The organism is Jongsikchunia kroppenstedtii DSM 45133 (assembly GCF_000380485.1).
In the GTDB taxonomy this organism is placed as follows: Bacteria; Actinomycetota; Actinomycetes; order Mycobacteriales; family Mycobacteriaceae; genus Jongsikchunia; species Jongsikchunia kroppenstedtii.
This window is the reverse complement of record NZ_AQYG01000049.1, coordinates 1-26188: the sequence shown is the minus strand read 5'-3', so window position 1 is coordinate 26188 and position 26188 is coordinate 1. Positions and strand designations below refer to the sequence as shown.

Genomic DNA, 26188 nt, shown 5'->3' with positions numbered 1-26188 from the left:
ACGCCGCGTCATCAACATTTCGTCTTGTGTACCGCGGCCAGCAGCGCCGGGTCGGCGCCGGTGTTCTTGTCTTGCGGGCCCGCCGACTTCAGCGTCGCGAGAAGCGCGCTGGCGTCCTGCGAGCGTTCGTTGGACTTGTACTGATTGCCCAGCACCAGATCGACCTGGGTGCCGGGGCGCGAATCCTGGATCAGCTCGTTGCAGGGGGCGGCGATCCAGACGGCCGCAGCCGCGGCGACGCCGGCCGCACCGAACCGGATCTGGCCGTAGCACTCCAGCGAGTGGTTGTAGTAGACCGGATCGTCCGCTGACGCCGGCTCGGGGACCGGCACGAATCCCTCGTCGGTGAGATCGCCCAGCACCTTCGACGCGGCGCCGCGCTGGCTGGTCGCATTGAGCACCCGGATCTGGAACGACGAGAGCGCGGCCGGGGCGACGGTCTTCATCTGCGCGCGCGAGATGGGGCTGCCGAAGGATGCCGGCTGGGTGGTGGCCGCAGCACCGCCGCCGTCGGCCGGATTGGCGGGGCTGGGCGGCGTCGACGACGGGGCCGGGGGCGCGGGGCAGGCCGCCGCGGTGCCCTTCGATCCGCCGGTGCTCAGCGCGGTGGCCCACACGATGACCGTCAGCAGCAGGAGGACCGCGACCGCCGACGCCCAGGGGATCCAACGGCGGCGCCGGAACGGGCGGCCGTGGTCGTCGGTCGGGTATGCGGCGGCAGTGATGGAGGAGACCACGCGGCAAAGCGTAGCCTGCGCGTCGTCGCAATCCGCGGAATGCCGCACTCCCTGCGCATACTGCGTGGCGCGCGGTTCGTGTGCCGTCACGGTCAGCGCGCCGGACAGCGACCGTTGACCTGCCAGTCTCTATGGGCTAGACTTCGGCCGCTTCACCGTGATCGCGCATTTTCCGTATCGTCAAGATATGTGGTGTAGATCACTCAATTGAGGTCCATTTCGGGCAACGATTCCAGGGTCGTGATCGTTGAGAGATGGGCGAGCCGGGCTGCACTTTGCGCCCGACGACGTGCAGGAAGGCGGGATACATGGCTACTGATTACGATGCCCCACGGCGGTCCGAGTCGGATGATCTGTCGGAGGACTCGCTGGAAGAATTGAAAGCTCGCCGTAGCGAGGCCCAGTCGGCCTCGGTGGATGTGGATGAGACGGATACCGCGGAATCGTTCGAGCTGCCCGGCGCCGATCTGTCCGGTGAAGAATTGTCGGTTCGTGTCGTGCCTAAGCAGGCCGACGAATTCACGTGTACGAGCTGTTTCCTCGTGTACCACCGCAGCCGATTGGCCTACGAGAAGGGCAATGAGAAGATCTGTGTCGACTGCGCCTAGCAGTTCGGCGCCCCGGCGCTAGTCGTCCGGGGTCGCAGCATCGCGCAGCCCGAGAGCGGTGATCAACCGTTCCGGGTGGCGGGTGCTGACAAGCCAGTAGGGGGTCGGGTCGTCAGGATCGTCGAGAACGATGAGCACCATCGTCTTGACCCAGGCCCGATGCACCAGAAAGGCGGCCGGATCGAGCTGCCGGCCGAGCGCCGCACTCTTGGCGGTGGCCGGGACCGCAGCCACGTGATCGATCACGGAGACCGGCAGATGCGCCTTGTGCGCGAAGAGTTCATGATCGGCCGACACCCGGATCCGGGTGCGCCCCATCGACCACAGCAGCCACGCCACCAACGGCGCGACGACGAGATAGGCGATCCAGCTCAGCGCGCTGTGCCGCAACGCGATCTGGATCTCGTAGCCCAGCAGGCCGACGATGACGGCGGCGACCAGCCACCACCACCACGGCACGTAGAGCCGCTCGTCGAACAGATCACCCGAGCCGGATGTTGGTGCGGTCGGGGAATGCTGATCGCCGGATGAAGTGGAAGCCACGAGGTCAGCGTAGTCTGCCCTGTTGTGACAACCGATTCAGACAGTGCGGCGCCCGTGATGAAGATCGCACTTCGCCGTCTCGATCCGGACATCCCGCTTCCCGTGCGTGCTCACCCCGGCGACGCCGGGGTGGATCTGTGCAGCACGGTCGACGTGCGGCTGGAACCCGGTGAACGACAGCTCATCCCGACCGGGATCGCGATAGCCCTCCCGGTCGGCACGGTGGGGCTGATTCATCCGCGGTCGGGTCTGGCGGCCCGTGCGGGGCTGTCCATCGTGAACACCCCGGGCACGGTCGACGCGGGTTACCGCGGGGAGATCAAGGTCTGTCTCATCAATCTGGACCGCACCGAGGCGATCGACATCGCGCGGGGCGACCGAATTGCACAGCTGCTTGTGCAGCGCGTGGAGCTGCCCGATTTCGTCGAGGTCGACGAGCTCGACGAGACCAGCCGTGGGGCCGGTGGATACGGATCCAGCGGCGGACACGGGATTCTCGACACGACGCCGGCGGAGGTGAACGGATAGATGCGTGAACGTTTCCGGGCTGGAAAGGCCAAGGGCCGCTACGGATCCGGTAAGCCGAAGGAGCCCGTGGAGACCACGGCCAAGGAGATCGGCAGCGGTCAGGGCCCGTATGACATCGGCGACCTGGTCGGCGACACCGACCTGAGCAACTCGCACCTGGACCTGGGTTCGGTGCTGGTCCCGGTCGTCGAGGGCGGACAGGTGACGGTCGAGATGTCGGCCGATCATCAGCCGCAGAACGTGTACCTGGTCGCGGGCGCGGGCCGGATCAGCGTGCAGGCCTTCGCCGCCCCGAAGTCGCCCGGCCAGTGGCGTGAGGTGATCGGCGAACTCAGCGAGGCGCTGCGCTCGGACGGCGCGGAAGTCTCACTGGCGAACGGGCATTGGGGCCGCGAGGTGATCGCCGAGGTCGGCGGTGGCCTGCACCGCTTCATCGGCGTGGACGGCCCGCGCTGGATGGTGCGTGCGGTGATCAGTGCCCCCGCCGACCAGGCCGAAACTCTCGAAGCGGTCGGCCGTGCGGTTCTCAGCGAATCCGTGGTGCGCCGCGGCGACGAGCCGCATCCGCCGAAGGCGCCGCTGCCGATCGTGCTGCCGCCGGTGCTCGCCGAGCAGGTGATCGCGGCCCAGCAGCAGCAACCCGGCCAGCCCGGGTCGATGACGGGTGGGGAGATGGCCCAGGGTGCGATGGCCCAGGAGGCCGCGGCGTCGGTGATCGCCGAAGGCGAGATCCCGAGCGCCCCCGAACCGGTGGAACCCGCCGAACCGGCACCCGGGCCGCCGCCGTCGCCCGGCTCGGCGATGCAGCAGCTCCGCCGGCAGGGGCACTGAGCCCGGTCGCCGTCAGCCGGCCGGGACCTGCTGGGCCGGTTCAGCGTCGGCGGCCGGCGCGGGTCCATGCGGCACGAAGTCCTTGGACCGAATCATCGCCAGCGCGCACACGCCGCCGACGACGGCGACCGTCGCGCTGACACCGAACAGCAGGTTGAGGCCGTCGGCATAGGCGGCATGCGTGCCACCGGCAGGGTCGTGGTGCATCGAGTCGGCCATCCGAGAGCTGAACAGCGATCCGTAGACGGCGATGCCCACCGCGATGCCGATCTGGCGGAAGGTGGTGTTGATGCCCGAGGCCATCCCGGACTGGTGTACCGGCACCACGCCGACCGCGGTCGCGGCGAGCGGCGGGTTGACCTGCCGCTGCCGATACCGGCGACGATGAGCCCGGGGATCAGATGGGTCCAGGATGAGCCGGCGTCGAGTCCGGCCATCAGGAACAGTCCACCGCCCACAAGCAGCAGTCCCGGACCGATCAACCAACGCAGCGGCAGGTGCTCGGAGAGACGGCCCGCAATCGTCGCGACGACCATCGTGCACCCGGACATCACGAGGAGGCGCAGGCCGGTGTCCATAGCGGAGTACCCGAGCGAGTTCTGCAGGTAGAGAACCACATAGAGCAGCATCGCGAACAGCGACCCGTTCATCGCAAAGGCTGCGATCAGACCGCCTCCGAAGGTCGGGGTGCGCAGCAGGCCCAAGTCGAACATCGGTTGGGCGACCCGCAGTTCGACGATGACGAACGCCACCAGCAGCACGGCGGCGGCGACGAAACATCCCAGCACGAGTCCATCGGTCCACGACCGCTGACCTGCCTCGGTGAGGCCGTACACGCCGGCGAGCAGTCCCGCGGTGAAGGTGAGCACTCCCGCCCAATCGATGCGGCGTGCGTGCGGCGAGCGCGACTCGTCGACCATGCGCAGTGTGAGGAACAGGGCGATGATGCCGATGGGCAGGTTGACCAGGAAGATCGACCGCCACGTGATGCCGGTGGTCAGGACGCCACCCAGGATCGGTCCGAGAGCCGTCGCGATGCCGGTGACGGCACCCCACGCACCGAATGCGATCCCGCGTTCGCGGCCGTGGAAGGTCGCGGCGAGCAGCGCCAGCGACGTGGCGAAGAGCGCTGCTCCGCCGATGCCCTGGAGCGCCCGGGAGACGATGAGCATCGTCGGGTCCTGCGCCACACCGCACAACAGCGAGCCGATGGTGAAGACGACCAGCCCGATCGAGAAGATGCGGCGTCGCCCGAACTTGTCCGAAATCGATCCCGACGTGAGCAGCAATGATGCCAGCGCCAGCGCGTAGGCGTCGGTGACCCACTGCAGTTGGGAGAAACTCGCACCGAGTGCATGCTCGATGTCGGGGAGCGCGACGACGACGATCGTGACGTCGAGCAGCAACATGAATGTTGCCGCGCAGACGACGACCAGCGTCCACCATTTACGTGCCATGGGGATTCGTACCTTTCAGAGGTTCGTCTCCGAGGAATTGGTTGCAAGGGATTCGTCGGAGTCGGGAGCGACGATCCATCGAGGACCCGATGACGTGGGTCCGGATCGACGCTGTGCTGATGTATGTCTCTAGTCTGGCGCTCGGAGTCGCCCTAGTCGCCTGCAATGTGGTCAGACGTAGAATTCCGGCTGTGAGTGCCAGAGTTGCGTTGGAATCCTCCACATTGGACAAGTTGGACGCGCAGATCGCTCGCGCACTGCAGATATCGCCTCGGGTGGCATTCGTCGAACTCGCCGAGATCCTCGACGTCGCCGAACAAACGGTCGCCCGACGCTACCGGCGGATGCGCCGCGACGGATTCCTGCGCGTCACGATGACCGCCGATCTCCACGGCACCGGCGGCGCCAACTGGCTGGTCCGTGTCCGGTGTCGACCGGAGGGGGCCGACGCGATCGCCCGCACGATCGCCGCGCGCGACGATGTGTCGTGGGTGTCGATCTACGGGGCCGGCTGGGAGGTCGATTTCAATCTCCGCGCACCTGCGGGCTTCGAGACTCACGAGTTGTTGCACGAGATACTGCCGAGGTCGGCGCCGGTGCTCGACGTCGCACCCGCCGAGATCATGCATACCTTCATCGGCGGCGCGGGCGAGCATCAGGACACGTGGAGTGATGTGCTCACCCCCGCTCAGACCGCGGCATTGAAGGCCACTGCGACCCATAGTGTTTCATCGGGGGCCGCACGGACCGAGCTCGACGACATCGATCGTCTCCTGCTCGACGAGCTCGGCCGGGACGGGCGGGTCCCGTACTCGACGCTGGCGCGGGCGGCGGGCAGTACCCCCGGAAAGGTGACGCGCCGTGTGGAGCGGCTCATCGCTTCCGGAGTGGCCTACTTTCATGTGGACCTGGCCACCGCCGCGATCGGCTTGCGCAGCACCACATTATGGCTCACCGTCGCGCCGCGGTCGTTGGCCTCGGTCGGGAAGGCCCTGGGCACCGACACCCGAATCCCGTTCGCCGCAGCGGTCACCGGACGGGCGAACCTCACCGCGAATGTGATCGGCGCGAGCGCCGCCGATCTGTATTCCTTTGTCACCGAGGATCTTGCACGTGTCGACGGGATCACCGGTTATGAGCTGGTTCCGTTGCTGCGCCGGGTCAAGCATGCGGGCGCGCTGGTGCACGGAGACAAGCTCGCGCCGCCGCAGATCTCGCCGAAACGGCGCACGGCCGCTGCGTCGTCGGCTTTGTGATCTCGACCTCGAGATTCACTTTCGAAGGCTAGATGCCGCTCCAGACCCGAGCGCAGGAATCGCCGATGGCGCCGCGAGTCATCCCGATCTCCTCGAGAGTGACTGTGCCGTAGTGGAATTGGCCGCCGGACGCGGCACGCCAGTGCTGGGCGACCGCCGCCGGATGCACCGGGTCATCCGTCGCAGCCACCACGACCACCGCCACGCCGGTCGCCGCGAGCGCCGCCAACTCGTCGTCGGTCGGGGCGGTGAACGACGCGACCTGCCGAAAAAGCGACGCGAGCGCTGATCCGTCGCTGCCGGTGCGGCGCGCGGCGATCGCCCGCCAGGAACGTTCGAGTTCGTCGGCCAGCCAGGCGGGGGATCCGTCGCGCATCTCGGCGATGGTGGCGTCCAGACCCATGTTTTCGACCGAGTCGGAGCTGATTCGGGCGCTCAGCGCGGCGGGCGCATCCCCGGCGGGACCGGTCCACGGGGGCAATGCAGCCCATACGCCGGCGCAGCGCTCCGGATTGTCGAGCGCCCAGTGAACAGCGGCGCAGGCACCGATCGAAATGCCCGCGGCCAGCACCGGACCACGTTGTGCGACGTCGTCCAGCACGCCGCGGTAGCCGAGGACCCAGTCGTCCGGATCCGGATCGGCCGGTCTGATCGCGATACCGAGGGTCGACGCCGCCGGCCCGAACGCCCGACCTGCGAAGTCGCCGTCGAATCCGGCGCCCGGCATGGCCACCATTGCTGCAGCTGACAGCTTCGTATCCCGTTGCACGGGATGATCCTGCCCGGGCAGTGGCCACGGTTTCGAGGGGGGTCTAATCTGGCGGGTATGACCGCAGCGGGATACCTCAAACGCCTCACGCGCAGGCTCACCGAGGACCTCGATCAGCTCGACGCCGAAGTGATCTCCGAGCAGTCGCGCGCAAGTGGCGCGCAGCCTGCCCGCGATTGCTGCCGAGGCGAGGAGGTCACCCTCCGCGGCGAGCTCCGATCGGTGCAGACGTGCTCGCGTTCGGCCCGTACCGGGGTCGTCGCCGAGTTCTTCGATGGCACCGACACCGTGCTGCTGAAGTGGATCGGCCGCAACCGGATTCCGGGTATCGAGCCAGGCCGGCAGGTACTCATCCGCGGCCGTCTCGGCAGCCAGGGCGGCGAAAAGCTGATCTACAACCCCTACTACGAACTGCTCTCAGTTGACGGCTGAGCACGGCAGCACCAACCCCCAGCACGACGAGTCCGAGCACAACGAGAACGAGACCCTGCTGGCCCAGATGGGCGGCGTATCGGGGCTCATCTATTCGACGGTGCCGATCGTCGTCTTCGTGCCCGTCAACAGCTTCTGGGGGCTCACGGCCGCGATCTGGGCGGCCATCGGCGCAGCCGCGGCGATCCTGGTGCTCCGGCTGGTGCGGCGCGACAACATCCAGCCCGCCATCTCCGGCTTCATCGGCGTCGCGATCTGTGCGTTCATCGCCCATCGCACCGGTAGCGCCAAGGGCTACTTCCTGTTCGGCATCTGGACCACCCTGCTGTACGCGGGGCTGTTCGTGCTGTCGATCATCGTGCGCTGGCCGCTGGTCGGCGTGGCCTGGGAGGCGTTGAACGGCAAGGGGACTGCGTGGCGCAAGAATCGCCGCGTCCTCTACGCCTACGACATCGCGACCGCCGGATGGGCGGTCGTCTTCGCCGCCCGGTACGTCGTTCAGCACTGGCTGTACAACCACAACGACACCGGCGCGCTCGCGGTGGCCCGGATCGGCATGGGCTGGCCGCTCACCGCCGTGGCGGCGCTGCTGACGATCGTTCTGGTGCGCCGGGCCGAACGGATCGAAAGCGCCGAGGAGGCCGACGTTGACGCGGACAGCGCCGACGCCGGGCCGGCGGAGAACGGCCCTGCGGCGTCTGTCGACGATCGTCCTGCATCGTCGGCCGACGATCGCCCTCCGGCGTCAGCCGACGATCGCTGAGCGCAGGTCCGACTCCACGTCGGCGTGCGCCACGAACACCAGCTCGTCGCCGCCCTCGAGTGGATCGTCGGGCTGCGGCACGATGACCCGGCCGCCGCGCAGGATCGCGACGAGCGCGGTGTCCCGCGGCAGCTGCAGCCGGCTCACAGTCCGGCCGGCGAGTGGAGTGTCCGACGGCAGTGTCATCTCGACCAGGTTGGCCTGCCCCTGGCGGAACGTCATCAGCCGCACCAGGTCGCCGACCGACACCGCCTCTTCGACGAGCGAGGCCAGCATCCGTGGCGTCGAGACCGCGACGTCGACGCCCCAGGACTCGTCGAACAGCCATTCGTTGCGCGGGTCGTTCACCCGGGCGACCACCCGGTCGACCGCGAACTCGGTCTTCGCCAGCAGGCTGACGACCAGGTTCGCCTTGTCGTCGCCGGTCGCGGCGATCACGACGTCGTAGGTCTGCAGTTGAGCGTTCTCCAGGCTGTCGAGTTCGCACGCGTCGGCGTAGACCCAGGTCGCGGTCGGGATCGCGCTGGTGTCGACCCGCGCGGGATCGCGTTCGAGGAGCAGCACGTGGTGGCCGCTGGAAAGCAGCTCGCGGGCGATCGAGCGCCCGACCGCGCTGGCCCCGGCGATGGCGACCTTCATCGGGCGTTCCCCTCTCCCTCGGCAGACGGCCCGGCGGCCATCGCCTTCACTTCGTCGACCCGGTCGGCCGGGACCGCGACGAATACCTGGTCCTCTTGCTGCAGAGCGGTATTCGGCTCCGGCATCACCGGCGACCCGAATCGGATGAGGAACGCGATCCGCGCGCCGGTCTGCGACTGGAAGCCGGCCGAGGTGGTGCCCACCCAGCTCTCGGACAGCGCGAGCTGGAACACCACGACGTTGCCGGACGGGTCGCGCCAGCCGGCTTTGCGCTCGGGACTGTCGCCGAGGGCCGTCATGAATCGTTCGGTGGTCCAGGGAACCGTCGCGACGGTCGGGATGCCCAGGCGCTCGAAGACCGCGGCACGCTTGGCGTCGTAGATGCGTGCGACGACGCGTTCGACGCCGAACATCTCGCGGGCGACGCGGGCGGAGATGATGTTGGAGTTGTCGCCGGACGAGACCGCGGCGAAGGCGTCGGCCCGTTCGATGCCGGCCTGGCGGAGCACGTCCTGGTCGAAGCCGACGCCGCGCACCTGGTCGCCGGGGAAGTCCTCGCCGAGGCGGCGGAACGCCGACTCGTCCCGGTCGACCACGGCGACCGAATGGCCGTTGCGGGCGAGCGCCAGCGCGAGTGAGGAGCCGACGCGCCCGCACCCCATGACGACTACGTGCACCCTGTCTCCTCTGCTCCGACCATGCTCGATGCGGGTTCGCGCCAAGCCGTTCCATCGGTTGCGCCGACGTCCCGGAAAACCTGACGGCAATAACATAGACCGGATAGGAGCGGGCGCGTGTGCGAGCCTGCTTAGCGGAGTTTTAATGTTGTCCGCGTGTCCATGGTTTCCAAGACTTCGGTAGCCGCCAAGCGGCTGCTGCTCGGCCGGCCGTTCCGCAGCGACCGGTTGGCGCACACGCTGCTGCCGAAACGGATCGCGTTGCCGGTCTTCGCCTCGGATGCCATGTCCTCCGTCGCCTATGCGCCGCAGGAAGTCTTCCTCGTGCTGTCGATCGCCGGAGTGTCCGCGTACGCCTATACGCCGTGGATCGGTCTCGCGGTCGCGGTGGTGATGCTCGTCGTGGTCGCCAGCTACCGGCAGAACGTGCACGCATATCCGTCCGGCGGCGGCGACTACGAGGTCGCGACGGTGAATCTCGGCCCGACGGCCGGTCTCACGGTCGGCAGTGCGCTGATGGTCGACTACGTCCTGACGGTCGCCGTGTCGATCTCGTCGGCCGCGGAGAACATCGGTTCGGCGGTACCGTTCGTCAACACCCACAAAGTACTGTTCTGCATCGGCGCGGTCGTCGTCATCACCGCCATCAACCTGCGCGGCATCCGGGAATCGGGTGCCGCTTTCGCGATTCCGACGTATGCCTTCATCGTCGGCGTGTTCCTGATGCTGGTGTGGGGCTTCATCGAGATCTTCGTGATGGGCGAGAATCTGCGGGCCGAGCCGGCCGATTACAAGCTCCACGCCGAACACACCGGCATCGCCGGGGTGGCGCTGGTCTTCCTGATAGCCAGAGCCTTCTCGTCGGGCTGTGCCGCCCTGACGGGTGTGGAGGCCATCAGCAACGGCGTGCCGGCCTTCCGCAAGCCCAAGTCGCGCAACGCGGCGACGACGCTGCTGATGCTGGGCACGATCGCGGTCGTGCTGCTGATGGGCATCATCCTGCTGGCGCGGCGCATCGGCGCGAAATACGTCGAGGATCCCGACAAGCAGCTGGGCGGAGCGCCGCACGGTTACGAGCAGAAGTCGCTGATCGCGCAGTTGGCGGACGCGGTGTTCCACAACTTCACTCCCGGCTTCTACTTCATCGCCGTGGTGACCGCGTTGATCCTGGTGCTGGCGGCCAACACCGCCTTCAACGGTTTCCCGGTGCTCGGTTCGGTGCTCGCCCAGGACCGCTATCTGCCGCGACAGCTGCATACGCGCGGCGACCGGCTGGCGTTCAGCAACGGCATCATCTTCCTGGCCGTGGCCGCGATCATCTTCATCGCCGCGTTCGGCGCGCAGGTCACGTCACTCATCCAGCTCTACATCGTGGGCGTGTTCGTCTCGTTCACGCTGAGCCAGATCGGCATGGTGCGGCACTGGACGCGACGGCTGCGGGTGGAGACCGATCCGGGCACCCGGCGCCACATGCAGCGGTCGCGGGTCATCAACGGCATCGGGTTCGGGATGACCGGAACGGTGCTGATCATCGTGCTGATCACGAAGTTCCTGGCCGGTGCCTGGATCGCGATCGTCGCGATGGGGGCGATCTTCGTGATGATGAAGCTGATCCATCGCCACTATTCGCGGATCCACGACGAGCTCGAAGAAATCGACTACGACGTGGCGCTGCCGAGCCGATCGCACTCGATCGTGCTGGTGTCCACGGTGCACATGCCGACGCTGCGGGCGCTGGCCTATGCCCGCGCGACCCGCCCGGACGTGCTGGAGGCCGTGACCGTGGCGGTCGACGACGCGGACACGAAGAAGCTGGTCGCCAAATGGGAGGAGAGCGACATCCCGGTGCCGCTCAAGGTGATCGCCTCGCCGTACCGCGAGATCACCAGGCCCATAATCGATTACGTTCGCCGGATCCGGCGCGAGTCGCCGCGCGATGTGGTCACCGTGTTCATCCCGGAGTACGTGGTCGGCCACTGGTGGGAGCAGATCCTGCACAACCAGTCGGCGCTGCGGCTCAAGGGGCGGCTGCTGTTCGAGCCGGGCGTGATGGTGACGTCGGTGCCGTGGCAGCTCAGTTCGTCGGTGCGGCGCAAGGACGACGAACGCATCTTTCATGCGCCCGGCGACGCCCGCCGCGGAGTCTAGCCAGTGACTGAACGCCGGGCGCCTGGCCGCGTAGGGTCTAGCGGGTGAACTGGCAGGGTGAGACGTTCGAGCTGACGGTCGACCGTCCCGGTCACGGCGGCGTCTGCGTCGGCCGCCGGGACGGACGCGTCGTCTTCGTCCGTGATGCCCTGCCGGGGGAGCGACTCGTCGTGCGGGTGACCGAGGACAAGGGAAAGTCGTTCTGCCACGCACAGATCGAGGAGATCGTCGACGCCGCAGCGGGCCGCATCGAGGTGGCCTGCCGCGCACACGCTGCCGGGGTCGGCTGCTGCGACGCCTCGCACATGACCGGCGCGACGGCCCGCGGCATCAAGGCGACCGTGCTCACCGAGCTGTTGCAGCGTGTCGGCGACGGGATCGAATGGGCGGGCGAAATCGAATCACTTGCCGCAGAACCGGTCCCGGCTGCGGTCGAAACCGGTTGGCGCGGCCGGATGCGGCTCGGCGTCGATCCGCAGGGCCGACCGGGCATGCACGCGCGCGGCGGGGCCGTGGTGCCCACGCTCGACTGCGCGGCCGCCGCCGACGGGCTCCTCGCGGATCTTCCCGAGGCCGAGGCCGGCTCGGAGTTGGTCGTGGTGCTCGACGACGCGGGCGACCGGCATGTGGTCGAGCTGGCGGCGGTGTCGCAGCGGCGCGGCGGCAAACGTGCTCGGGCGCAGCAGCATCGGGCGAGCGCCGCCAAGGCCCGCCGCGAATCCGTGCTCGCCGGATCCGGGGTGGCGACCTGGCGCGTCGGTGACCGGACGTGGTCGCTGCCGGCGACCGGGTTCTGGCAGTCGCACCGGAATGCGGCGGCGAGCTATTCGACGGTGGTCGGCGAGCTGCTCGCGGCCTCCGGAGTCGGCCGGGCGGCCGTCGGCTGGGATCTGTTCGGCGGTGGCGGGCCGCTGGCGGGGGCGATGCGCGACAGTACCGACGAGGTGCATGTCGTGGAGTCCGACCCGCGAGCGGTCGACGCCGGCGGCGCGGCATTCGCCGACGATGCCGGCGTGCGCTTCCATCTCGGCCGGGTCGACCGGGCGATCGCGGGCCTGCCGTCGCCGGATGTCGTCGTGCTCGATCCGCCGCGTGCCGGCGCCGGGGCCGCGGTCGTCGAAGCGGTGTCGGCGGCACAGCCGCGCGCGGTGGTGCATGTGGGATGCGACCAAGCGACCTTCGCGCGCGATCTGGCGGACTTCGGCCGGCGCGGCTACCGGCCGACCGTCATCCGGGGTTTCGATGCGTTCCCCATGACCCATCACTTCGAGGCGATCGCGCTGCTCGCGCGATGACTGCGGGGCCGATCACGTTGCTCACTCCGGGTGCTCCGGTGCAACAGTAGACTTCACGGGGTACTGCCTCGGCAGGGCCGATCGATGTACCGCGGCGCAGGCCGTTAGATGTTCACAGCTGGGAGAAGGGGTACCGCGCAATGGATGTGCTGGATTCAGTGAAATCACCCGGGGACCTGCGTGGCCTCACCCAGGCCGAGCTGACGGAGCTGGCCGGCGAGATCCGCGATTTCCTGATCGCGAAGGTATCGGCCACGGGCGGGCATCTGGGACCCAACCTGGGCGTCGTCGAGCTGACACTGGCGATCCATCGAGTCTTCAACTCGCCCCGCGACGCGGTGATCTTCGACACCGGACATCAGAGCTATGTGCACAAGATCGTCACCGGCCGTGCCGGACGATTCGACACGCTGCGCCAGCAGGGCGGCCTGACCGGCTACCAGGAGCGCGCCGAGAGCGAGCACGACTGGGTCGAGTCGTCGCATGCCTCCGCGGCGCTGTCGTACGCGGACGGGTTGGCCAAGTCGTTCGAGCTCACAGGCCAGACCGACCGCCATGTGGTCGCCGTCGTCGGCGACGGCGCGCTCACCGGCGGCATGTGCTGGGAGGCGCTGAACAACATCGCCGGCGCCCATCGTCCGGTCGTCATCGTCGTCAACGACAACGGACGCTCCTACGCGCCGACGATCGGCGGCTTCGCCCGCCACCTGTCGGGCCTGCGGCTGCAGCCCGGCTACGAGCGGATGCTCGACGAGACCCGGCGCATCGTCAGCAAGATCCCGGTGGTCGGGCCGAGCGCGTTCGCCGTCCTGCACGGCATGAAGAGCGGCATCAAGGACATGATCGCGCCGCAGCAGATGTTCTCCGACCTGGGCATCAAGTACGTCGGCCCGGTCGACGGCCACGACGAGCGCGCGCTGGAAAACGCCCTGCGGCACGCCAAGTCGTTCGGCGGTCCGGTGATCGTGCATGCGATGACCCAGAAGGGCATGGGCTACGCCCACGCCGAGAACGACGAGGCCGATCAGATGCATGGCATCGGCGTGATCGACCCGGCGACCGGCCAGGCCATCAGTGCCGCGCCGCTCGACTGGACGTCGATCTTCGCCGACGCGCTCATCGCCGAGGGGGAGCGCCGCGCCGACATCGTCGCGATCACCGCCGCCATGGCCGGCCCGACCGGCGTCGCGGCGTTCGGAGAGCGATTCCCGGACCGAATGTTCGATGTCGGCATCGCCGAACAGCATGCGGTCACGTCCGCGGCCGGGTTGGCCCTGGGCGGCCTGCATCCGGTCATCGCGCTGTACTCCACCTTCCTCAACCGCGCCTTCGATCAGCTCCTGATGGATGTCGCCCTGCTCAGGCTGCCGGTGACCCTGGTGCTCGACCGCTCGGGCGTCACGGGGCCGGACGGTCCGTCGCATCACGGCATGTGGGATCTGTCGCTGATGGCGATCGTTCCCGGCCTGCGGGTTGCGGCGCCGCGCGACGCGGTGCGGCTGCGCGAAGAATTCGCCGAGGCCCTCGCGACCGCCGACGGCCCGACCGCGCTGCGCTATTCGAAAGGCGCTGTGCCGGAGGATCTCCGGGCGACCCGGCGACTGGCCGACGGCGTGGACGTGCTCGCCGAGCCGGGCCGCGGTGACGGCAACGACGTGCTGATCATCGGCGTCGGGGCGTTCTGCCCGCTGGCCGTCGAGACCGCGAGCCGGCTGGCCCAGCAGGGGATCGGCGCCACGGTCGTCGATCCGCGCTGGGTGCTGCCGGTGCCGGATTCGATCGTCGAGCTGGCCGGATCGCATCGCCTGGTGGTGACGATCGAGGACGGCGGCGTGCACGGCGGCGTCGGGTCGTCGGTGTCGCAGAAGCTCCGGCAGCATGGCGTGTCGACGCCGTGCCGTGACATCGGCATCACTCAGGAGTTCCTCGAGCACGCGAGCCGCGGTCAGCTGCTCGCCAAGCTGGGCCTCACCGCACAGGATGTCGCGATGACGATCACCGAGTGCGTGTCGCGGATGTCAGACGGGGAGCTCGATCCCACGGCCGCCCCCGCCAAGAACTCGGCGCACACCAAGAAACCCTGATGCTGCCGCTGGAAGGCGTGACCGTCGTTGCTCTGGAGCAGGCGGTGGCCGCGCCGCTGGCGACGCGCAATCTCGCCGATCTGGGCGCGCGGGTCATCAAGGTCGAACGGGTCGACGGCGGCGACCTCGCGCGTGGCTACGACCACGTCGTGCACGGGTCGGCATCGCATTTCGTGTGGCTCAATCGGGGCAAGGAGTCGCTCGCGGTCGATCTCAAGAGCGAACAGGGCGCGGATGCGGTGCGCAGCCTGATCGCGAAATCCGATGTGGTGGTGCAGAATCCGGCGCCCGGGGCCGCGGCGCGGCTCGGGCTCGATGCCGAGAGCCTGCGGGCCGATCACGACGAGCTGATCGTCGTCACCATGTCCGGCTACGGCGCCGGCGGCCCGTTCGCGCATCACAAGGCGTACGACATGTTGATCCAGGCCGAGAGTGGGCTGATCTCCCTGACGGGGACGCCCGAGCATCCGGCCAAGACCGGAATCCCGACGTCCGATATCGCCGCGGGCATGTATGCGTCGCAGGCGGTTCTCGCCGCGCTGGTTCGGCGCGGGGTATCGGGGGTCGGTGCGGCCATTGATGTTTCGATGCTCGAGGCCACGGTCGAGTGGATGGGCCACGCCCTGTACACCCAGCTGTACGCGGGCGCGCCGCCGCCGCGGATGGGTGTCAGCCATGCGGCGATCGCGCCGTATGACGCCTATCCAACCAGCGACGGTCAGATGCTGATCGGGGTGCAGAGCGATCCCGGATGGCGTGATCTGGTGATCAAGGCGCTGGATGCGCCGGAACTCGCCGACGACGAACGGTTCACCACCAACGTGCTGCGGGTGCGGCATCGCACCGACTGCGACGCGGCGGTCGCCGAACGGACGCGGCGGTACACGACCGCGGAGCTGGCCGACCGGTTGCTCGATGCCGGCGTCCCGGCCGCGCAGCTGAAGGAGATCGGCGACGTGATCGATCATCCGCAGCTGCAGGCCCGTGATCGATGGCGCACCGTGACAACGGAATCCGCGACGATCGAGGCCTTGCTGCCGCCCGCGACCTTCGACGACTTCGAGGCGCCGATGGGGGAAGTGCCGGCCCTCGGCCAGCACACCCGGGCGCTTCTCGGCGAAGCCGGATTGACCGGCGCGCAGATCGATGCGATGGTCGCCGGCGGAGTTGCGGCGCAGCGCTGAGCGAGGCCCGGCCTACCGGGACTTGATCAGCGGGTCAGCGCGATGGCCGCCTCGGCCGTCCAGACCGCGAAGCTGAGCGATTCGGTGAAGTACAGGTTCACCGACGTCGCGTCGTGGCTGTCGTAGCCGATCGACAACTCTTGGCCGATGGTCAGCTGGAAGTCGCCGCCGCGGGTGGACAGCAGGTAGGCGCCGTCGATGGCCGGCGCCCACACGATGTCGCCGGACAGCACGCGCTGGACGTGCTCGATGATCGGGTAGCCATGGTTGGTGGTCTCGTTGATCAGCGAATACACCTCGGCGCTGACCGCCACCGAGTACGGGCCCTCGACCGAGGCGAGGCGCAGCGTCGATGCGGCGCGACTGAACACGTCGGGATACTCGCGCACGTCGTCGGGCAGCTGAAGCGCTTGCGCGGCAGCCGAATCCCGAATGCCGGCTATCTGCGCTTCGGCGAATCCGGTGAAGATGGCCTGGTCTTCGGCGAGCGCCATCTTCTGTGCGGCGGCGATCAGCGGATCCCAGTCGGGGTCTTTCGCGCCGCGGTCCACATCATCGATCGCGGTGCGCGACAACCTGAACGGCACCTTCAGCTCGACGATCGGCTGGGACTCGCGGACGGCGGCCGAGATGCCGTCGCGCGGGGAGGCGATCGGTGTGGTGTGGCCCGTCGAGACCGAGGACAGTCCGAGCCCGTGCGGTCCGTCGACGTCGACCAGGCGGCGTCCGGCGACGTTGCGCTTGAACGACCGAGCCGCTTCCTCCTCGATGTCGGCCCACGCGGCCTCCGAGATCGGTGCGAGTTCGCGATGCAGATTGCTCATGAGTGCTCCTTGAGTGAACCGATGGTGAGTGAGCCGGTGGGGATGGATGCCGCGGTGTCCGGCTCGTCTGACGTCGCTGCGGCCGCTTGCGGAAGCGGCGGCGGCTGATCCAGGAAGTCGATGGTGGGGACGAAGTACTGGCTGCCGGTGACGGCGTCCGAGAAGTCGAGCAGCCGGTCGTAGTTGCCGGGCGGATCGCCGATGAACATGTTCTGCAGCATCTCCTCGGTCACCGCCTGGTCGGAGCTGTAGCCGATGAAGAAGGTGCCGAACTCGCCGAATCCGGGACGCCCGAAGGGCATGTTGGCGCGGACGATCTGGCGCTGCGTGCCGTCCGGATCGACGATCACGTTCAGGGCGATATGCGAGTTAGACGGCTTGACGTCGTCGGCCATCTCGATGTTCTCCCACTTGGAGCGGCCGATGGCGGCTTCCTGGTCGGTTGTTCCGAGGCCATCCCAGGCCGACATATCGTGCAGGTACTTCTGCACCACGACATAGCTGCCGCCGCCGAAGCCGGGGTCGTCGGCCTCGGCGACGAACACCGAGGCGTTGGCGGCGGGGCCGGATGGATTCTCGGTGCCGTCGACGAAGCCGATCATCGCGCGTTGATCGAAGTTGCGGAATCCGTGGACCTCGTCGACGACCGTGGTGCACGACGCGAACCGCTCGGTCACCAGTTTGGCGATCTCGAAGCACAGATCCTGACGTTCGGCCCGGATGTGCAGCATCAGGTCACCGGGGGTGGCCGGTGCCCGGTGCACGTCGCCGGTCAGTTCGATGAACGGGTGCAGCCCTGCGGGTTTCGGCCCGTCGAAGAGCCGGTCCCAGGCATCGGAGCCGATTCCCAGCACGGCGCCCGCCGGCTCGACGGGCGGGCGGCGGGAGGTGACGGTGCGCACCAGTCCGCTGTATTCGGCGAGTGCGGCGTTCAGCTCTTCCTCGCCGCCGGGGTCGATCGTGAAGACCAGGAAGATCGCTGACGCCGTCAACGGGGCCAGCACCGGTTGCAACTGCGGGTTCATCGGCATCGTGAACCAGCCTAGGCGTCGGCGTCCGCTGTTGCCGCTCAAATCGCGGTTGCTGATGCGAGGTTTCGGTCACGATGCAGTTGATCGATCAACCGCATCGTGACCGATTCACTGCATCAGGGGCGCAAGGGCGCCAGCTTCTCGGCCAGATCCTTCACGAACAACCGTGACTCGTCGGCCGACGCGTCCGGGAAGGAGAAGACGGCCTCGTCGACGCCGACGGCGTCCCAGTGCCGAAGCTGTTCCAGGTCCGGCTGATCGGCCAGCACGATGACCCGCGGCTTGCCGGATCGTCCGGCCTCCGTCCACAGTTCGCCCAGCCGTTGCACGCTCTCGTCGATGGCCTGCTCGATCGGCGTGGTGATCCAGCCGTCGCCGGCGCGCACGATCCACTCGAAGTTCTTCTCGGTGCCGCCCGCGCCCAGTAGGATCGGCGGCCGCGGCTGCTGCACCGGCTTGGGCCAGGCCCAGCTGGGCCCGAACTTCACGAACGGGCCATCGTGCTCGGCCTCTTCGGCCGTCCACAGCGCCTGCATCGCGGCCAGGTAGTCACGCAATGCTGTCCGCTTCTTGTTCGGCGGGATCCCGTGATCGGCGAGTTCCTCCATGTTCCAACCGAATCCGACGCCGAGGGTCACCCGGCCGCCGGACAGATGGTCGACGGTGGCGATCGTCTTCGCGAGCGCGATCGGATCGTGTTCCAGCGGTAGCGCGACCGAGGTGCCGAGGCCGATCCGGCTGGTGGCCGACGCGGCCGAGCCGAGCGCGACCCACGGATCGAGGGTGCGAAAGTAGCGATCGTCCGGGATCTCATCGCCCGTGCCCGGGTGATTGGAGGCCCGCACGACCGGAATGTGGGTGTGCTCCGGCACGTAGAAGGTGTCGAATCCGTGCTCCTCGGCGGCGACCGCCGCGTCCGCCGGGGTGATTCCGCGATCGCAGGTGAACAGCGACATTCCGAATTTCATTGGTCGACGGTACGACCGCCGCAATCCGTTCCGACGCGGTCGATTCCGCTGACTGGAACAGTCCTTCTGCGCCATCTCCGACCGGCGCCGAAGGCTATTGCAGCGCGGCGACGATCACCGGGATCGCGAGCTCCTGCTGCCACGGCCGGGCATCGGTGGCGGCGAGGCGCTGCGCGACTGCCGACTCGGTGTTGGCATCGAACCCGTCCCAGCACAGCTGACGCACGATATCGGGGGACAGCAGGTTCTCCAGCGGCAGCGAATTGGCTTCCGCCAGCTCGAGGAGCGCGGGCCGAATCGCCTTGTAGCGCTTGGCGGCCTCCGGGTTGCGGTCGTCCCAGCGGTTCGTCGGCGGCAGTCCGGTCGATTTCGGGTTGCGGCGCGGCAGTTCGGATTCCGGCAGCCGCTGGGCGTGGTCGATCGCGGTGAACCAGCGTCCGGCCTGACGGCGCTGCCGGGGCCCCTTGTAGATCGGCATCGCGGTCAGTTCGGCGACCGACTTCGGCGGCGCGGTCGCCGCGGCGACGATCGCCGAGTCCGGCAGCACCCGACCCGGTGCGACGTCCCGCTTGCGAGCCAATTCATCACGGGCAGTCCATAGTTCACGCACGATGGCCAGCGCGCGGGCACCCTTGACGCCGTGGATCCCGGAGGTGCGGCGCCACCGATCGGGCTTCTCGGCCGGCTCGGGTCGGGTGCGTACCCATTCGAATTCCTGCCGCGCCCACTCGTCCTTGCCGGCTTCGACCAAGGCGGCATCGACGGCGTCGCGCAGCTCGATCAGCACCTCGACGTCGAGAGCGGCGTAGTTCAACCAATCGTCGGGCAGCGGTCGCTGCGACCAGTCCGCGGCGCCGTGACCTTTTGCGAGGCCCAGTCCGAGGAAATGCGCGACCATCTCGGCGAGATTCACCCGCGGCAGGCCGAGGAGGCGGCAGCCGAGTTCGGTGTCGTACAGCGCGGAGCAGTGGAATCCCAACTCGCGCAACGACGGCAGGTCCTGGTCGGCGGCGTGCAGCACCCATTCCGCATCGCCGAGAACGGCCGCGACGCCGGCCAGGCCGTCCGGCTCGTCGATCGGGTCGATGAGGAAGGAGCCGGACCCGCGACGGCGCAGTTGCACCAGATAGGCGCGCTGGGAGTAGCGGAAGCCGGATGCGCGCTCGGTGTCGAGGGCGATCGGTCCGGTTCCGGCGGTCAATGCGGCCGCGGCCGCATCGAACTCGGCACCGGAGACGAGCACGGGGGGAACGCCGTCGGCGGGCGTGGTGAGCGGGGTGACGGGAGGGGGCTCGTCGGCGTCAGGCGTCGGTGGGTCGTTGTCCGGGTGGTCGGTCACGGGAACTCGCGACTATGCGCTGCCGATCGAGCCCAGGCGGGTGACGCCGGCCGGCGGCAGGCCGGCAGCCGACGCGAGCACCGACGCGAACGCCTCGACATGCGGGGCGAGGTCGATGTCCTGGGCGGTCCACGACGCGCGCATCTCCAACTGATGCGCGCGCGGCGGGCCGGCGATGTCTCCGTATCGGACGGACGTGGTCGAGGTGACGGTGCCGCCCAGCGCGGTGACGGCGAGACCGGACTCCAATGCGTCGGTGAGCCAGCTCCATGCCACCTCGGGCAGCATCGGATCGGTGGCCAGCGCGGCCTCGAGTTCGGCCTGGATGTAGGCGACCAGCCGCATGGTGCCGTCCCAGGCCTCCTGGCCGCTGGGATCGTGCAGCAGGATCAGCCGGCCGAACGCGGTGCCCTCGGAGTCGGTGGGTATCTCGTCGGGCTCCGGTTGACGCACCTCGGCGCCGATCGCATGGCTGAACGGCGCCAGGCGCTGCGGTGGGCGGATCGTGCCGATCTCGATCTCCGGCCGGACCGTCGCCTGGTGCATCGATTCGACGGCTGCGCGGAAGGCCGCGGGCTCGGTCGATGCTCCGGATGTAGTCACTCGGCGACGGTAGAACGCGGCGCGGATGCGGCGGCGGAGGCGCGCCGTCACAGCGACTAACCTGTTCCTGATGAGCACAGAGAGCACGGTTCCGGCCCTGGTTGCAGCCGCGACGGGAGGGCGCCCGGACCGTCGACCGGTCTGGTTCATGCGGCAGGCGGGGCGCTCGCTGCCCGAGTATCGCGAGATCCGGGCCGACCGCGGAATGCTGGAGGCGTGCTTCGACGCGGAGCTGGTCTGCGAGATCACCATGCAGCCGGTACGCCGCCACGACGTGGACGCCGCGATCCTCTTCTCCGACATCGTGGTCCCGCTGAAGGCGGCCGGGATCGATCTGGACATCGTCGCCGGCACCGGCCCGGTGATCGCCGACCCGATCCGCACCAAAGAGCAGGTCGCGGCGCTGCCGCGGCTGCAGCCCGACGCCGTCGGGGCGATCGCGAACGCGATCGGGCAGATCCGCGAGCAGCTCGGCGACAAGGCACTGATCGGCTTCGCCGGGGCGCCGTTCACGCTGGCGTCGTATCTGGTCGAGGGTGGCCCGAGCCGCAACTACGAACGCACCAAGGCGCTGATGCATGCCGATCCGCAGACCTGGCATCAGCTGGTCGGCACGCTTGCCGATATCACCATCGCCTTCCTCAAGGTTCAGGTCGAGGCCGGTGTGCACGCGGTCCAGCTGTTCGACTCGTGGGCGGGAGCGTTGTCGCTCGCCGATTACCGCGAGTTCGTCGCACCCCACAGCGCCCGGGTGCTCACCGAGGTGCGCGAGGCGAAGGCGGTGCCACGCATCCATTTCGGTGTCGGAACCGGCGAGCTGCTCGGTGCCATGGGTGAGGTCGGGGCCGATGTCGTCGGCGTCGACTGGCGTATTCCGCTGGACGTGGCGCAGCGTCGGGTCGGCGCCGGGAAGGCGTTGCAGGGCAATCTCGATCCGTCGATCCTGTCCGCGCCCTGGCCGGTGATCGAGGAACAGGTGCGGCGCATCGTCGACGAGGCCGATCGCGCGGTCGCGGCGGGCGCGACCGGACACATCTTCAACCTCGGCCACGGCGTGCTGCCGGCCACCGACCCGGATGTGCTGACCCGCATCGTCGGCCTGGTCCACCAGTTGTGACTTCCGGGCCGCGCATCGCCGTCGTGGGCGGCGGTATCTCGGGGCTGGCCGCCGCGCATCGATTGCGGCGGCTGCTGGGTGACGGCGCGGCCATCGATCTCTACGAACCAGCAGAGCCCGGCGGTACGCTCCGCCAGGCGACCGTCGGGGGCGTCACGGTCGATGTCGGCGCCGAGGCCTTTCTGGTCCGCCGACCCGAGATCGTCGACCTGGCAACGGAATTGGGTATCGCCGGGCGCATCGTGCATCCGGCCCGGCGGCAGCCAGCTCTGCTGGCCGACGGCGATCTGCGAGCCTTGCCGCGGCCGACGCTGATGGGCATTCCGGCCTCGGTCGATGCGGTCCGGGAGGTCATCGCCGGCGCCGATGTCGAACGGATACGCGGCGAGGCAGACCGGCCGCTGGACTGGACGCCGGGGGAGGACCGGTCGATCGGCGCGTTGGTGCGGGATCGTCTGGGAGACAAGGTCGTCGACCGATCCGTCGACCCGATGCTGTCCGGGGTCTACTCGGCCGGTGCCGATCACACCAGCGTTCGGGCGGCGCTGCCGCAGCTGGCCGCTCGGCTCGACGCCGGTGCGCCGAGTCTGACCGCGGCCGTCAGCGGATTGCTGGCGGCGCCCACGCCCGGGCCGGTGTTCGGATCGCTTCGCGACGGCGGCTATCGGGTCCTCGTCGACGCGCTGCTCGCCGCGGCGCGGCCGGCACATCGGACTGACCGGGTGACCGCCATTCGGCCGGCCGCGCGCGGCTGGTCGGTGCATGCCGACGCCGTCCGCGACTACGACGCGGTGATCGCCGCCGTCTCGCCGCCGGTTGCCGCGGGGTTGCTGGACGGCGAACTGGGCCGATTGCATGCGCGAATTCCGGTCGCCCAGTCGGTGCTGGTCGTGCTGGCCATCGACCCGGCGGCCCCACTCCCGGACAATTCCGGCGTGCTGGTGGCGTCAGGGGAATCCCTGCGCGCCAAGGCATTCACCTTCACCACCAACAAGTGGCCGCATCTTGCGGGCGGTCCGCAGCTGGTGCGCTGCTCCTTCGGCCGGTACCCGCAGTCGTTGGTGGATGTGTCGGAGGCGGAACTGGTCGAGCAGGCGGGCGACGACCTGGCGCGCGTCTGCGGGCTGGTCGGCCTGGCGGCGCCCACGATCAGCGATGCGGCGGTGCAACGGTGGTCGTCGGGGATCCCGTTGTACGCACCCGGCCATGCCGACCTGATCGCCGCGATCGACGCGGCTGCGCCGCGCGGTCTGGGTCTGGCGGGCGCCGCGTATGCCGGGGTCGGGGTCCCCGCCTGTGTGGCCCGCGCCGACGCGGTTGTGCGGTCGCTCGTGGCGCAGTTGAATTGAGTGAATCGAATACGCCGCCGCCCACCCGGATGGCGATTGTCGGAACCGTAAGGAGCAGCACGGATGTCGATGGCTGATCGAACCGCATCAGCGGGCGCATGGATGTTGGAGAACGGACACCGCGCGCTGCTGGCGGTGACCGGCGGGCGTTTTCCGCGGCGGCTGCTGGGGATGCAGACGCTGGAGCTGTACACGACCGGCCGCAAGTCCGGCCAGCGGCGCGGCACCATGCTGACCGCGCCCGTATACGGCCCGGACCAGGTGGTGGTCGTGGCTTCCAAGGGCGGTCATTCCGACCATCCAGACTGGTACAAGAACCTGGTTGTGACGCCCGAGGTGGAGGTCACGGTCGACGACGTGACCACCCCGATGACCGCGCGGACCGCGACGGCCGCGGAGAAGGCTGCGCTGTGGCCGCAGATCACCAAGGTCAATCCCGGCTACGAGGGGTACCAGAAACGGACCGACCGGGACATTCCGGTGGTCATCTTGACACCGCGCTAATTCGCTGATCGGGCCGCCTGGCACGATGGGTTCATGACCCGTCTTGATTACGCCAAGCTCAACTCCACCCTCCGCTACCTGATGTTTTCGGTGTTCGCGGTACGGCCAGGCGAGCTGGGCGACGATCGATCGTCGGCGATCGCCGAGACCGAGGCGTTCTTCAAAAGCCTCGAGGATGACGGTGTCGTGGTCGTCCGAGGCATCTACGACGTGTCCGGTGTCCGCGCCGACGCGGACTTCATGATCTGGTGGCATGCCGAGCAGATCGAGCAGATCCAGGCGGCCTATAACGCGTTCCGTCGCGAGACCGCCCTCGGCCGGGTGTCGAACCCGGTGTGGAGCAATGCCGCGCTGCATCGGCCCGCCGAATTCAACAAGAGCCACATTCCGGCGTTCCTGGCCGGCGAGGATCCGGGCAACTACGTCTGCGTCTACCCGTTCATCCGGTCGTACGAGTGGTACCTGCTGCCCGACGAAGAGCGGCGCAAGATGCTCGCCGACCACGGCATGAAGGCGCGCGACTACAAGGATGTGCGGGCCAACACGGTGCCGGCCTTCGCGCTCGGCGACTACGAGTGGATCCTCGCGTTCGAGGCGCCGGAGCTGCATCGCATCGTCGACCTGATGCGGGAACTGCGGGCGACCGAGGCGAGGCTGCATGTGCGCGAAGAGGTTCCGTTCTTCACCGGCCCCCGCGTCGAGGTCGACGCGCTGCTGTCGCGGCTGCCGTGAGCGGCCCGCTCACCGATGACCGCGTCCCGGTCATCGTCGGTGTCGGACAGCTGCGTGACAACCGCGAACGCTCGCTCGACGCCGCTCGCTCGCCACTCGATCTGCTGACCGACGTCATCGGCCGCGCGGCCGCCGACAGCGGCGCGGCGACGCTGGCCGCCCAGGCCGACACGATCGGGATCGTCAATGTCCTCGGCTGGAGCTACGACGGACTGGCAGCCCTGGTCAAGACCGAGATCGGCGGCGGCGCAACCAGGTTGATCGACAGCCCGATCGGCGGCAACCAGCCGGCCAAGCTGCTGGACGATGCGGCCGCGGCGATCGTGGCCGGCGACAGCCGGATCGCAGTACTGGGTGGCGTCGAGGCGGTCGCATCGATGCGGGCCTTCCTCGCGGCGGGCAAGGTGCCGGACTGGACGCCCGGCGGCTTCCCGAATGTCAACGTTGCGGACATCGCGTCGGAGATCATGCTGCGCTATCAGCTCGCGCCGCCGGTGCGCGCATATCCGTTGTACGAGAACGGCTTGCGCGCTCACCTCGGGCAGACCTTCGAGGAGGCGTACCGGTCTGCGGCGCAGCTCTTCGCCGACTTCACCACCGTCGCGGCGACGCAGCCGGCGGCCTGGGATCCCGAGGTACGTACCGCCGACGACATCGGCACGGTCACCGACCGCAATCGCCTGGTGTGTCAGCCCTATCCGGTGCGGATGAACGCGCAGATCGCGGTCAATCAGGCCGCCGCCGTCATCGTCACCAGCGTCGCCGCGGCGCGCGAGGCCGGCATCGACGAAAGCCGTTGGGTCTATGTGCGATCCGGCGCCGGTGCCGCCGACTCCGACGATCTGCTCTCGCGGGTCGACTTCCATTCGGATCCGGCGATGGCTGCGGTGCTGGACGAATCGCTGCAGCGGGCCGGGCTCGCGGCCGCGGATGTCGATGTCCTCGACCTGTACAGCTGCTTCCCGATCGTGCCGAAGCTGGCGGCGGCCTATCTGGACCGCCCGTTGGGTGCGGACCTGACGGCGACCGGCGGTCTATCGGCCTTCGGCGGTCCCGGCAACAACTATTCGATGCACGCGCTGGCCGCGGTCACCGACCGGCTGCGCGTCGAACCTGGCGTCGGCCTCGTGTATGCCAACGGCGGCATGCTGACGAAACACCATGCGGTGGTGCTGGATTCGGCGCGCCCGGCACATCCCTTCCGCGGCGGCGACGTCGATGGCGCGTTCGCCACCGAGCATCCGCCGGTGGTCGAGCCGACCGCGGGCACCGGCACGATCGAGACCTACACCGTCGAGTTCAACCGGGACGGCACGCCGAAGCGGGGCTGGGTGATCGGGCGGACCGAAGCCGGCGAGCGATTCCCGGCGGTCGTCACGGACGCGGCGTCGATGGCGGAGCTGGCGCGCACGGATCTCGAACCGATCGGCCGCCGCGGAATCATCGATACCGTCGGCGAAGACGAGGACGAGAAGATCGTCGGCCTGACGGCCTTCATCGTCGCGCCGGACTGATCTAGGGCGTGTCTCCTAATGATTGGGTGATCGGTCGCTGATGATCGGTGGATGAGTTCTAGGTGTGAGTCGCTCAGTGATGCGCAGTGGGAGCGGATCGAGCCGTTGTTGCCGTCAAACGTTGGGCGGCAAGGGCGTCCGTTCTGCAACAACCGGCAGGTTGTCGAAGCGATCATCTATCGATACCGGACCGGGATTCCGTGGCGTGACCTGCCGTCGGAGGTGTTCGGGCCATGGCAGACGGTGTGGAAACGGC

At 68.6% G+C, this 26188-nt stretch carries 27 protein-coding genes; 16 read left to right on the top strand and 11 right to left on the bottom strand.

The window, feature by feature from the left end; translation table 11 throughout:
• Window positions 1-11: 11 nt before the first annotated feature.
• On the bottom strand, window positions 12-737 hold the full coding sequence (gene cei / locus G341_RS0114285) for an envelope integrity protein Cei (RefSeq protein ID WP_018179834.1): 726 nt from the start codon (window positions 735-737) through the stop codon (window positions 12-14).
• Window positions 738-1045: 308 nt separating this feature from the next.
• On the opposite strand from cei, the gene G341_RS0114280 reads away from it, so the two are divergent.
• On the top strand, window positions 1046-1345 hold the full coding sequence (locus G341_RS0114280; protein WP_026303684.1) for a DUF4193 domain-containing protein: 300 nt from the start codon (window positions 1046-1048) through the stop codon (window positions 1343-1345).
• Window positions 1346-1363: 18 nt separating this feature from the next.
• On the opposite strand, the gene G341_RS0114275 is transcribed toward G341_RS0114280, so the two are convergent.
• Window positions 1364-1888: a DUF3093 domain-containing protein gene (locus G341_RS0114275; RefSeq protein WP_018179832.1), complete on the bottom strand. Its 525-nt coding sequence runs from the start codon at window positions 1886-1888 to the stop codon at window positions 1364-1366.
• Window positions 1889-1945: 57 nt separating this feature from the next.
• Between G341_RS0114275 and dut the strand changes: the two genes are divergently transcribed.
• Both dut and G341_RS0114265 read left to right on the top strand, forming a co-directional pair.
• Complete coding sequence (gene dut, locus G341_RS0114270; protein WP_018179831.1) at window positions 1946-2416, top strand: dUTP diphosphatase; 471 nt, start codon at window positions 1946-1948, stop codon at window positions 2414-2416.
• Window positions 2417-3247 carry a DUF3710 domain-containing protein gene (locus tag G341_RS0114265; protein WP_018179830.1) on the top strand — a complete coding sequence of 277 codons (831 nt, stop codon included), beginning with the start codon at window positions 2417-2419 and terminating at the stop codon, window positions 3245-3247.
• Between the two features lie 92 nt (window positions 3248-3339).
• Here the strand turns inward: G341_RS0114265 and G341_RS22135 are convergent, their stop codons facing one another.
• A complete protein-coding gene (locus tag G341_RS22135) occupies window positions 3340-4704 on the bottom strand; it encodes an MFS transporter (RefSeq protein WP_245557003.1) in 1365 nt (454 codons plus the stop codon).
• Between the two features lie 191 nt (window positions 4705-4895).
• On the opposite strand from G341_RS22135, the gene G341_RS0114255 reads away from it, so the two are divergent.
• Entirely contained in the window at window positions 4896-5960 is a 1065-nt protein-coding gene (locus G341_RS0114255) for an Lrp/AsnC family transcriptional regulator (RefSeq protein ID WP_026303682.1), read from the top strand.
• 28 nt (window positions 5961-5988) lie between these two features.
• Here G341_RS0114255 and G341_RS0114250 read toward each other — a convergent pair whose 3' ends face one another.
• Window positions 5989-6729, bottom strand: a complete 741-nt coding sequence (locus G341_RS0114250) for an alpha/beta hydrolase (protein WP_155826976.1) — start codon at window positions 6727-6729, stop codon at window positions 5989-5991.
• A 57-nt stretch (window positions 6730-6786) separates the two neighbouring features.
• On the opposite strand from G341_RS0114250, the gene G341_RS0114245 reads away from it, so the two are divergent.
• Both G341_RS0114245 and G341_RS0114240 read left to right on the top strand, forming a co-directional pair.
• Window positions 6787-7161 (top strand): OB-fold nucleic acid binding domain-containing protein, encoded by a 375-nt coding sequence (locus G341_RS0114245; protein ID WP_018179826.1) that lies wholly within the window; start codon window positions 6787-6789, stop codon window positions 7159-7161.
• Between the two features lie 67 nt (window positions 7162-7228).
• Window positions 7229-7924, top strand: a complete 696-nt coding sequence (locus G341_RS0114240) for a DUF3159 domain-containing protein (RefSeq protein WP_081622568.1) — start codon at window positions 7229-7231, stop codon at window positions 7922-7924.
• Here G341_RS0114240 and G341_RS0114235 read toward each other — a convergent pair.
• Window positions 7907-8563: a potassium channel family protein gene (locus G341_RS0114235; protein ID WP_018179824.1), complete on the bottom strand. Its 657-nt coding sequence runs from the start codon at window positions 8561-8563 to the stop codon at window positions 7907-7909. The genes G341_RS0114240 and G341_RS0114235 overlap by 18 nt on opposite strands.
• Complete coding sequence (locus G341_RS0114230) at window positions 8560-9240, bottom strand: potassium channel family protein (RefSeq protein ID WP_026303680.1); 681 nt, start codon at window positions 9238-9240, stop codon at window positions 8560-8562. Before G341_RS0114230 ends, G341_RS0114235 begins: the two co-directional genes overlap by 4 nt.
• 162 nt (window positions 9241-9402) lie before the next feature.
• Between G341_RS0114230 and G341_RS0114225 the strand changes: the two genes are divergently transcribed.
• The 4 genes from G341_RS0114225 to G341_RS0114210 all read left to right on the top strand — a co-directional run bounded on the left by G341_RS0114225 (window position 9403) and on the right by G341_RS0114210 (window position 15951).
• Window positions 9403-11388, top strand: a complete 1986-nt coding sequence (locus G341_RS0114225) for an APC family permease (RefSeq protein ID WP_018179822.1) — start codon at window positions 9403-9405, stop codon at window positions 11386-11388.
• A 44-nt stretch (window positions 11389-11432) separates the two neighbouring features.
• The gene (locus tag G341_RS0114220) at window positions 11433-12683 is read left to right on the top strand and encodes a class I SAM-dependent RNA methyltransferase (protein ID WP_018179821.1); all 1251 of its coding nucleotides are present in this window, start codon (window positions 11433-11435) and stop codon (window positions 12681-12683) included.
• Between the two features lie 140 nt (window positions 12684-12823).
• Window positions 12824-14767 (top strand): 1-deoxy-D-xylulose-5-phosphate synthase, encoded by a 1944-nt coding sequence (dxs, locus tag G341_RS0114215; RefSeq protein ID WP_018179820.1) that lies wholly within the window; start codon window positions 12824-12826, stop codon window positions 14765-14767.
• Window positions 14767-15951, top strand: a complete 1185-nt coding sequence (locus G341_RS0114210) for a CaiB/BaiF CoA transferase family protein (protein WP_018179819.1) — start codon at window positions 14767-14769, stop codon at window positions 15949-15951. The genes dxs and G341_RS0114210 overlap by 1 nt, the downstream gene beginning before the upstream one ends.
• 26 nt (window positions 15952-15977) lie before the next feature.
• Here the strand turns inward: G341_RS0114210 and G341_RS0114205 are convergent, their stop codons facing one another.
• The 5 genes from G341_RS0114205 to G341_RS0114185 all read right to left on the bottom strand — a co-directional run bounded on the left by G341_RS0114205 (window position 15978) and on the right by G341_RS0114185 (window position 20716).
• Window positions 15978-16775, bottom strand: coding sequence for a family 1 encapsulin nanocompartment shell protein (locus G341_RS0114205; protein ID WP_018179818.1), 798 nt, complete (start codon window positions 16773-16775; stop codon window positions 15978-15980).
• On the bottom strand, window positions 16772-17806 hold the full coding sequence (locus G341_RS0114200; protein WP_018179817.1) for a Dyp-type peroxidase: 1035 nt from the start codon (window positions 17804-17806) through the stop codon (window positions 16772-16774). Before G341_RS0114200 ends, G341_RS0114205 begins: the two co-directional genes overlap by 4 nt.
• 116 nt (window positions 17807-17922) lie before the next feature.
• Entirely contained in the window at window positions 17923-18774 is an 852-nt protein-coding gene (locus G341_RS0114195) for an LLM class F420-dependent oxidoreductase (protein WP_018179816.1), read from the bottom strand.
• A 94-nt stretch (window positions 18775-18868) separates the two neighbouring features.
• A complete protein-coding gene (locus G341_RS0114190) occupies window positions 18869-20113 on the bottom strand; it encodes an HRDC domain-containing protein (protein WP_018179815.1) in 1245 nt (414 codons plus the stop codon).
• Window positions 20114-20125: 12 nt separating this feature from the next.
• Complete coding sequence (locus G341_RS0114185; protein ID WP_026303677.1) at window positions 20126-20716, bottom strand: DUF3000 domain-containing protein; 591 nt, start codon at window positions 20714-20716, stop codon at window positions 20126-20128.
• 70 nt (window positions 20717-20786) lie between these two features.
• Between G341_RS0114185 and hemE the strand changes: the two genes are divergently transcribed.
• The 6 genes from hemE to G341_RS23545 form a co-directional block, all read left to right on the top strand.
• Window positions 20787-21833 (top strand): uroporphyrinogen decarboxylase, encoded by a 1047-nt coding sequence (gene hemE, locus G341_RS0114180; protein WP_051092831.1) that lies wholly within the window; start codon window positions 20787-20789, stop codon window positions 21831-21833.
• Window positions 21830-23182, top strand: a complete 1353-nt coding sequence (locus tag G341_RS0114175; RefSeq protein WP_018179812.1) for an FAD-dependent oxidoreductase — start codon at window positions 21830-21832, stop codon at window positions 23180-23182. The genes hemE and G341_RS0114175 overlap by 4 nt, the downstream gene beginning before the upstream one ends.
• 63 nt (window positions 23183-23245) lie before the next feature.
• Complete coding sequence (locus G341_RS0114170) at window positions 23246-23686, top strand: nitroreductase/quinone reductase family protein (RefSeq protein ID WP_026303675.1); 441 nt, start codon at window positions 23246-23248, stop codon at window positions 23684-23686.
• A gap of 33 nt (window positions 23687-23719) precedes the next feature.
• Window positions 23720-24418, top strand: coding sequence for a hydrogen peroxide-dependent heme synthase (gene hemQ, locus G341_RS0114165; RefSeq protein ID WP_018179810.1), 699 nt, complete (start codon window positions 23720-23722; stop codon window positions 24416-24418).
• Window positions 24415-25932 (top strand): hypothetical protein, encoded by a 1518-nt coding sequence (locus G341_RS0114160; protein WP_018179809.1) that lies wholly within the window; start codon window positions 24415-24417, stop codon window positions 25930-25932. Before hemQ ends, G341_RS0114160 begins: the two co-directional genes overlap by 4 nt.
• 51 nt (window positions 25933-25983) lie before the next feature.
• Window positions 25984-26188 (top strand): transposase (locus tag G341_RS23545; protein ID WP_155826767.1); only part of this gene is annotated, 205 nt, incomplete at its 3' end.

Coding starts and splice junctions, on each gene's coding strand:
- G341_RS0114240 (WP_081622568.1), top strand. CDS start 7,229: ATGGGCGGCGTATCGGGGCTCATCTATTCGACGGTGCCGATCGTCGTC.
- dut (WP_018179831.1), top strand. CDS start 1,946: ATGAAGATCGCACTTCGCCGTCTCGATCCGGACATCCCGCTTCCCGTG.
- G341_RS0114210 (WP_018179819.1), top strand. CDS start 14,767: ATGCTGCCGCTGGAAGGCGTGACCGTCGTTGCTCTGGAGCAGGCGGTG.
- hemE (WP_051092831.1), top strand. CDS start 20,787: ATGAGCACAGAGAGCACGGTTCCGGCCCTGGTTGCAGCCGCGACGGGA.
- G341_RS0114280 (WP_026303684.1), top strand. CDS start 1,046: ATGGCTACTGATTACGATGCCCCACGGCGGTCCGAGTCGGATGATCTG.
- G341_RS0114200 (WP_018179817.1), bottom strand. CDS start 17,806: ATGCCGATGAACCCGCAGTTGCAACCGGTGCTGGCCCCGTTGACGGCG.
- hemQ (WP_018179810.1), top strand. CDS start 23,720: ATGACCCGTCTTGATTACGCCAAGCTCAACTCCACCCTCCGCTACCTG.
- G341_RS0114170 (WP_026303675.1), top strand. CDS start 23,246: ATGTCGATGGCTGATCGAACCGCATCAGCGGGCGCATGGATGTTGGAG.
- G341_RS0114235 (WP_018179824.1), bottom strand. CDS start 8,563: ATGAAGGTCGCCATCGCCGGGGCCAGCGCGGTCGGGCGCTCGATCGCC.
- G341_RS0114225 (WP_018179822.1), top strand. CDS start 9,403: ATGGTTTCCAAGACTTCGGTAGCCGCCAAGCGGCTGCTGCTCGGCCGG.
- G341_RS0114195 (WP_018179816.1), bottom strand. CDS start 18,774: ATGAAATTCGGAATGTCGCTGTTCACCTGCGATCGCGGAATCACCCCG.
- dxs (WP_018179820.1), top strand. CDS start 12,824: ATGGATGTGCTGGATTCAGTGAAATCACCCGGGGACCTGCGTGGCCTC.
- G341_RS0114205 (WP_018179818.1), bottom strand. CDS start 16,775: ATGAGCAATCTGCATCGCGAACTCGCACCGATCTCGGAGGCCGCGTGG.
- G341_RS0114245 (WP_018179826.1), top strand. CDS start 6,787: ATGACCGCAGCGGGATACCTCAAACGCCTCACGCGCAGGCTCACCGAG.
- G341_RS0114265 (WP_018179830.1), top strand. CDS start 2,417: ATGCGTGAACGTTTCCGGGCTGGAAAGGCCAAGGGCCGCTACGGATCC.
- G341_RS22135 (WP_245557003.1), bottom strand. CDS start 4,704: ATGGCACGTAAATGGTGGACGCTGGTCGTCGTCTGCGCGGCAACATTC.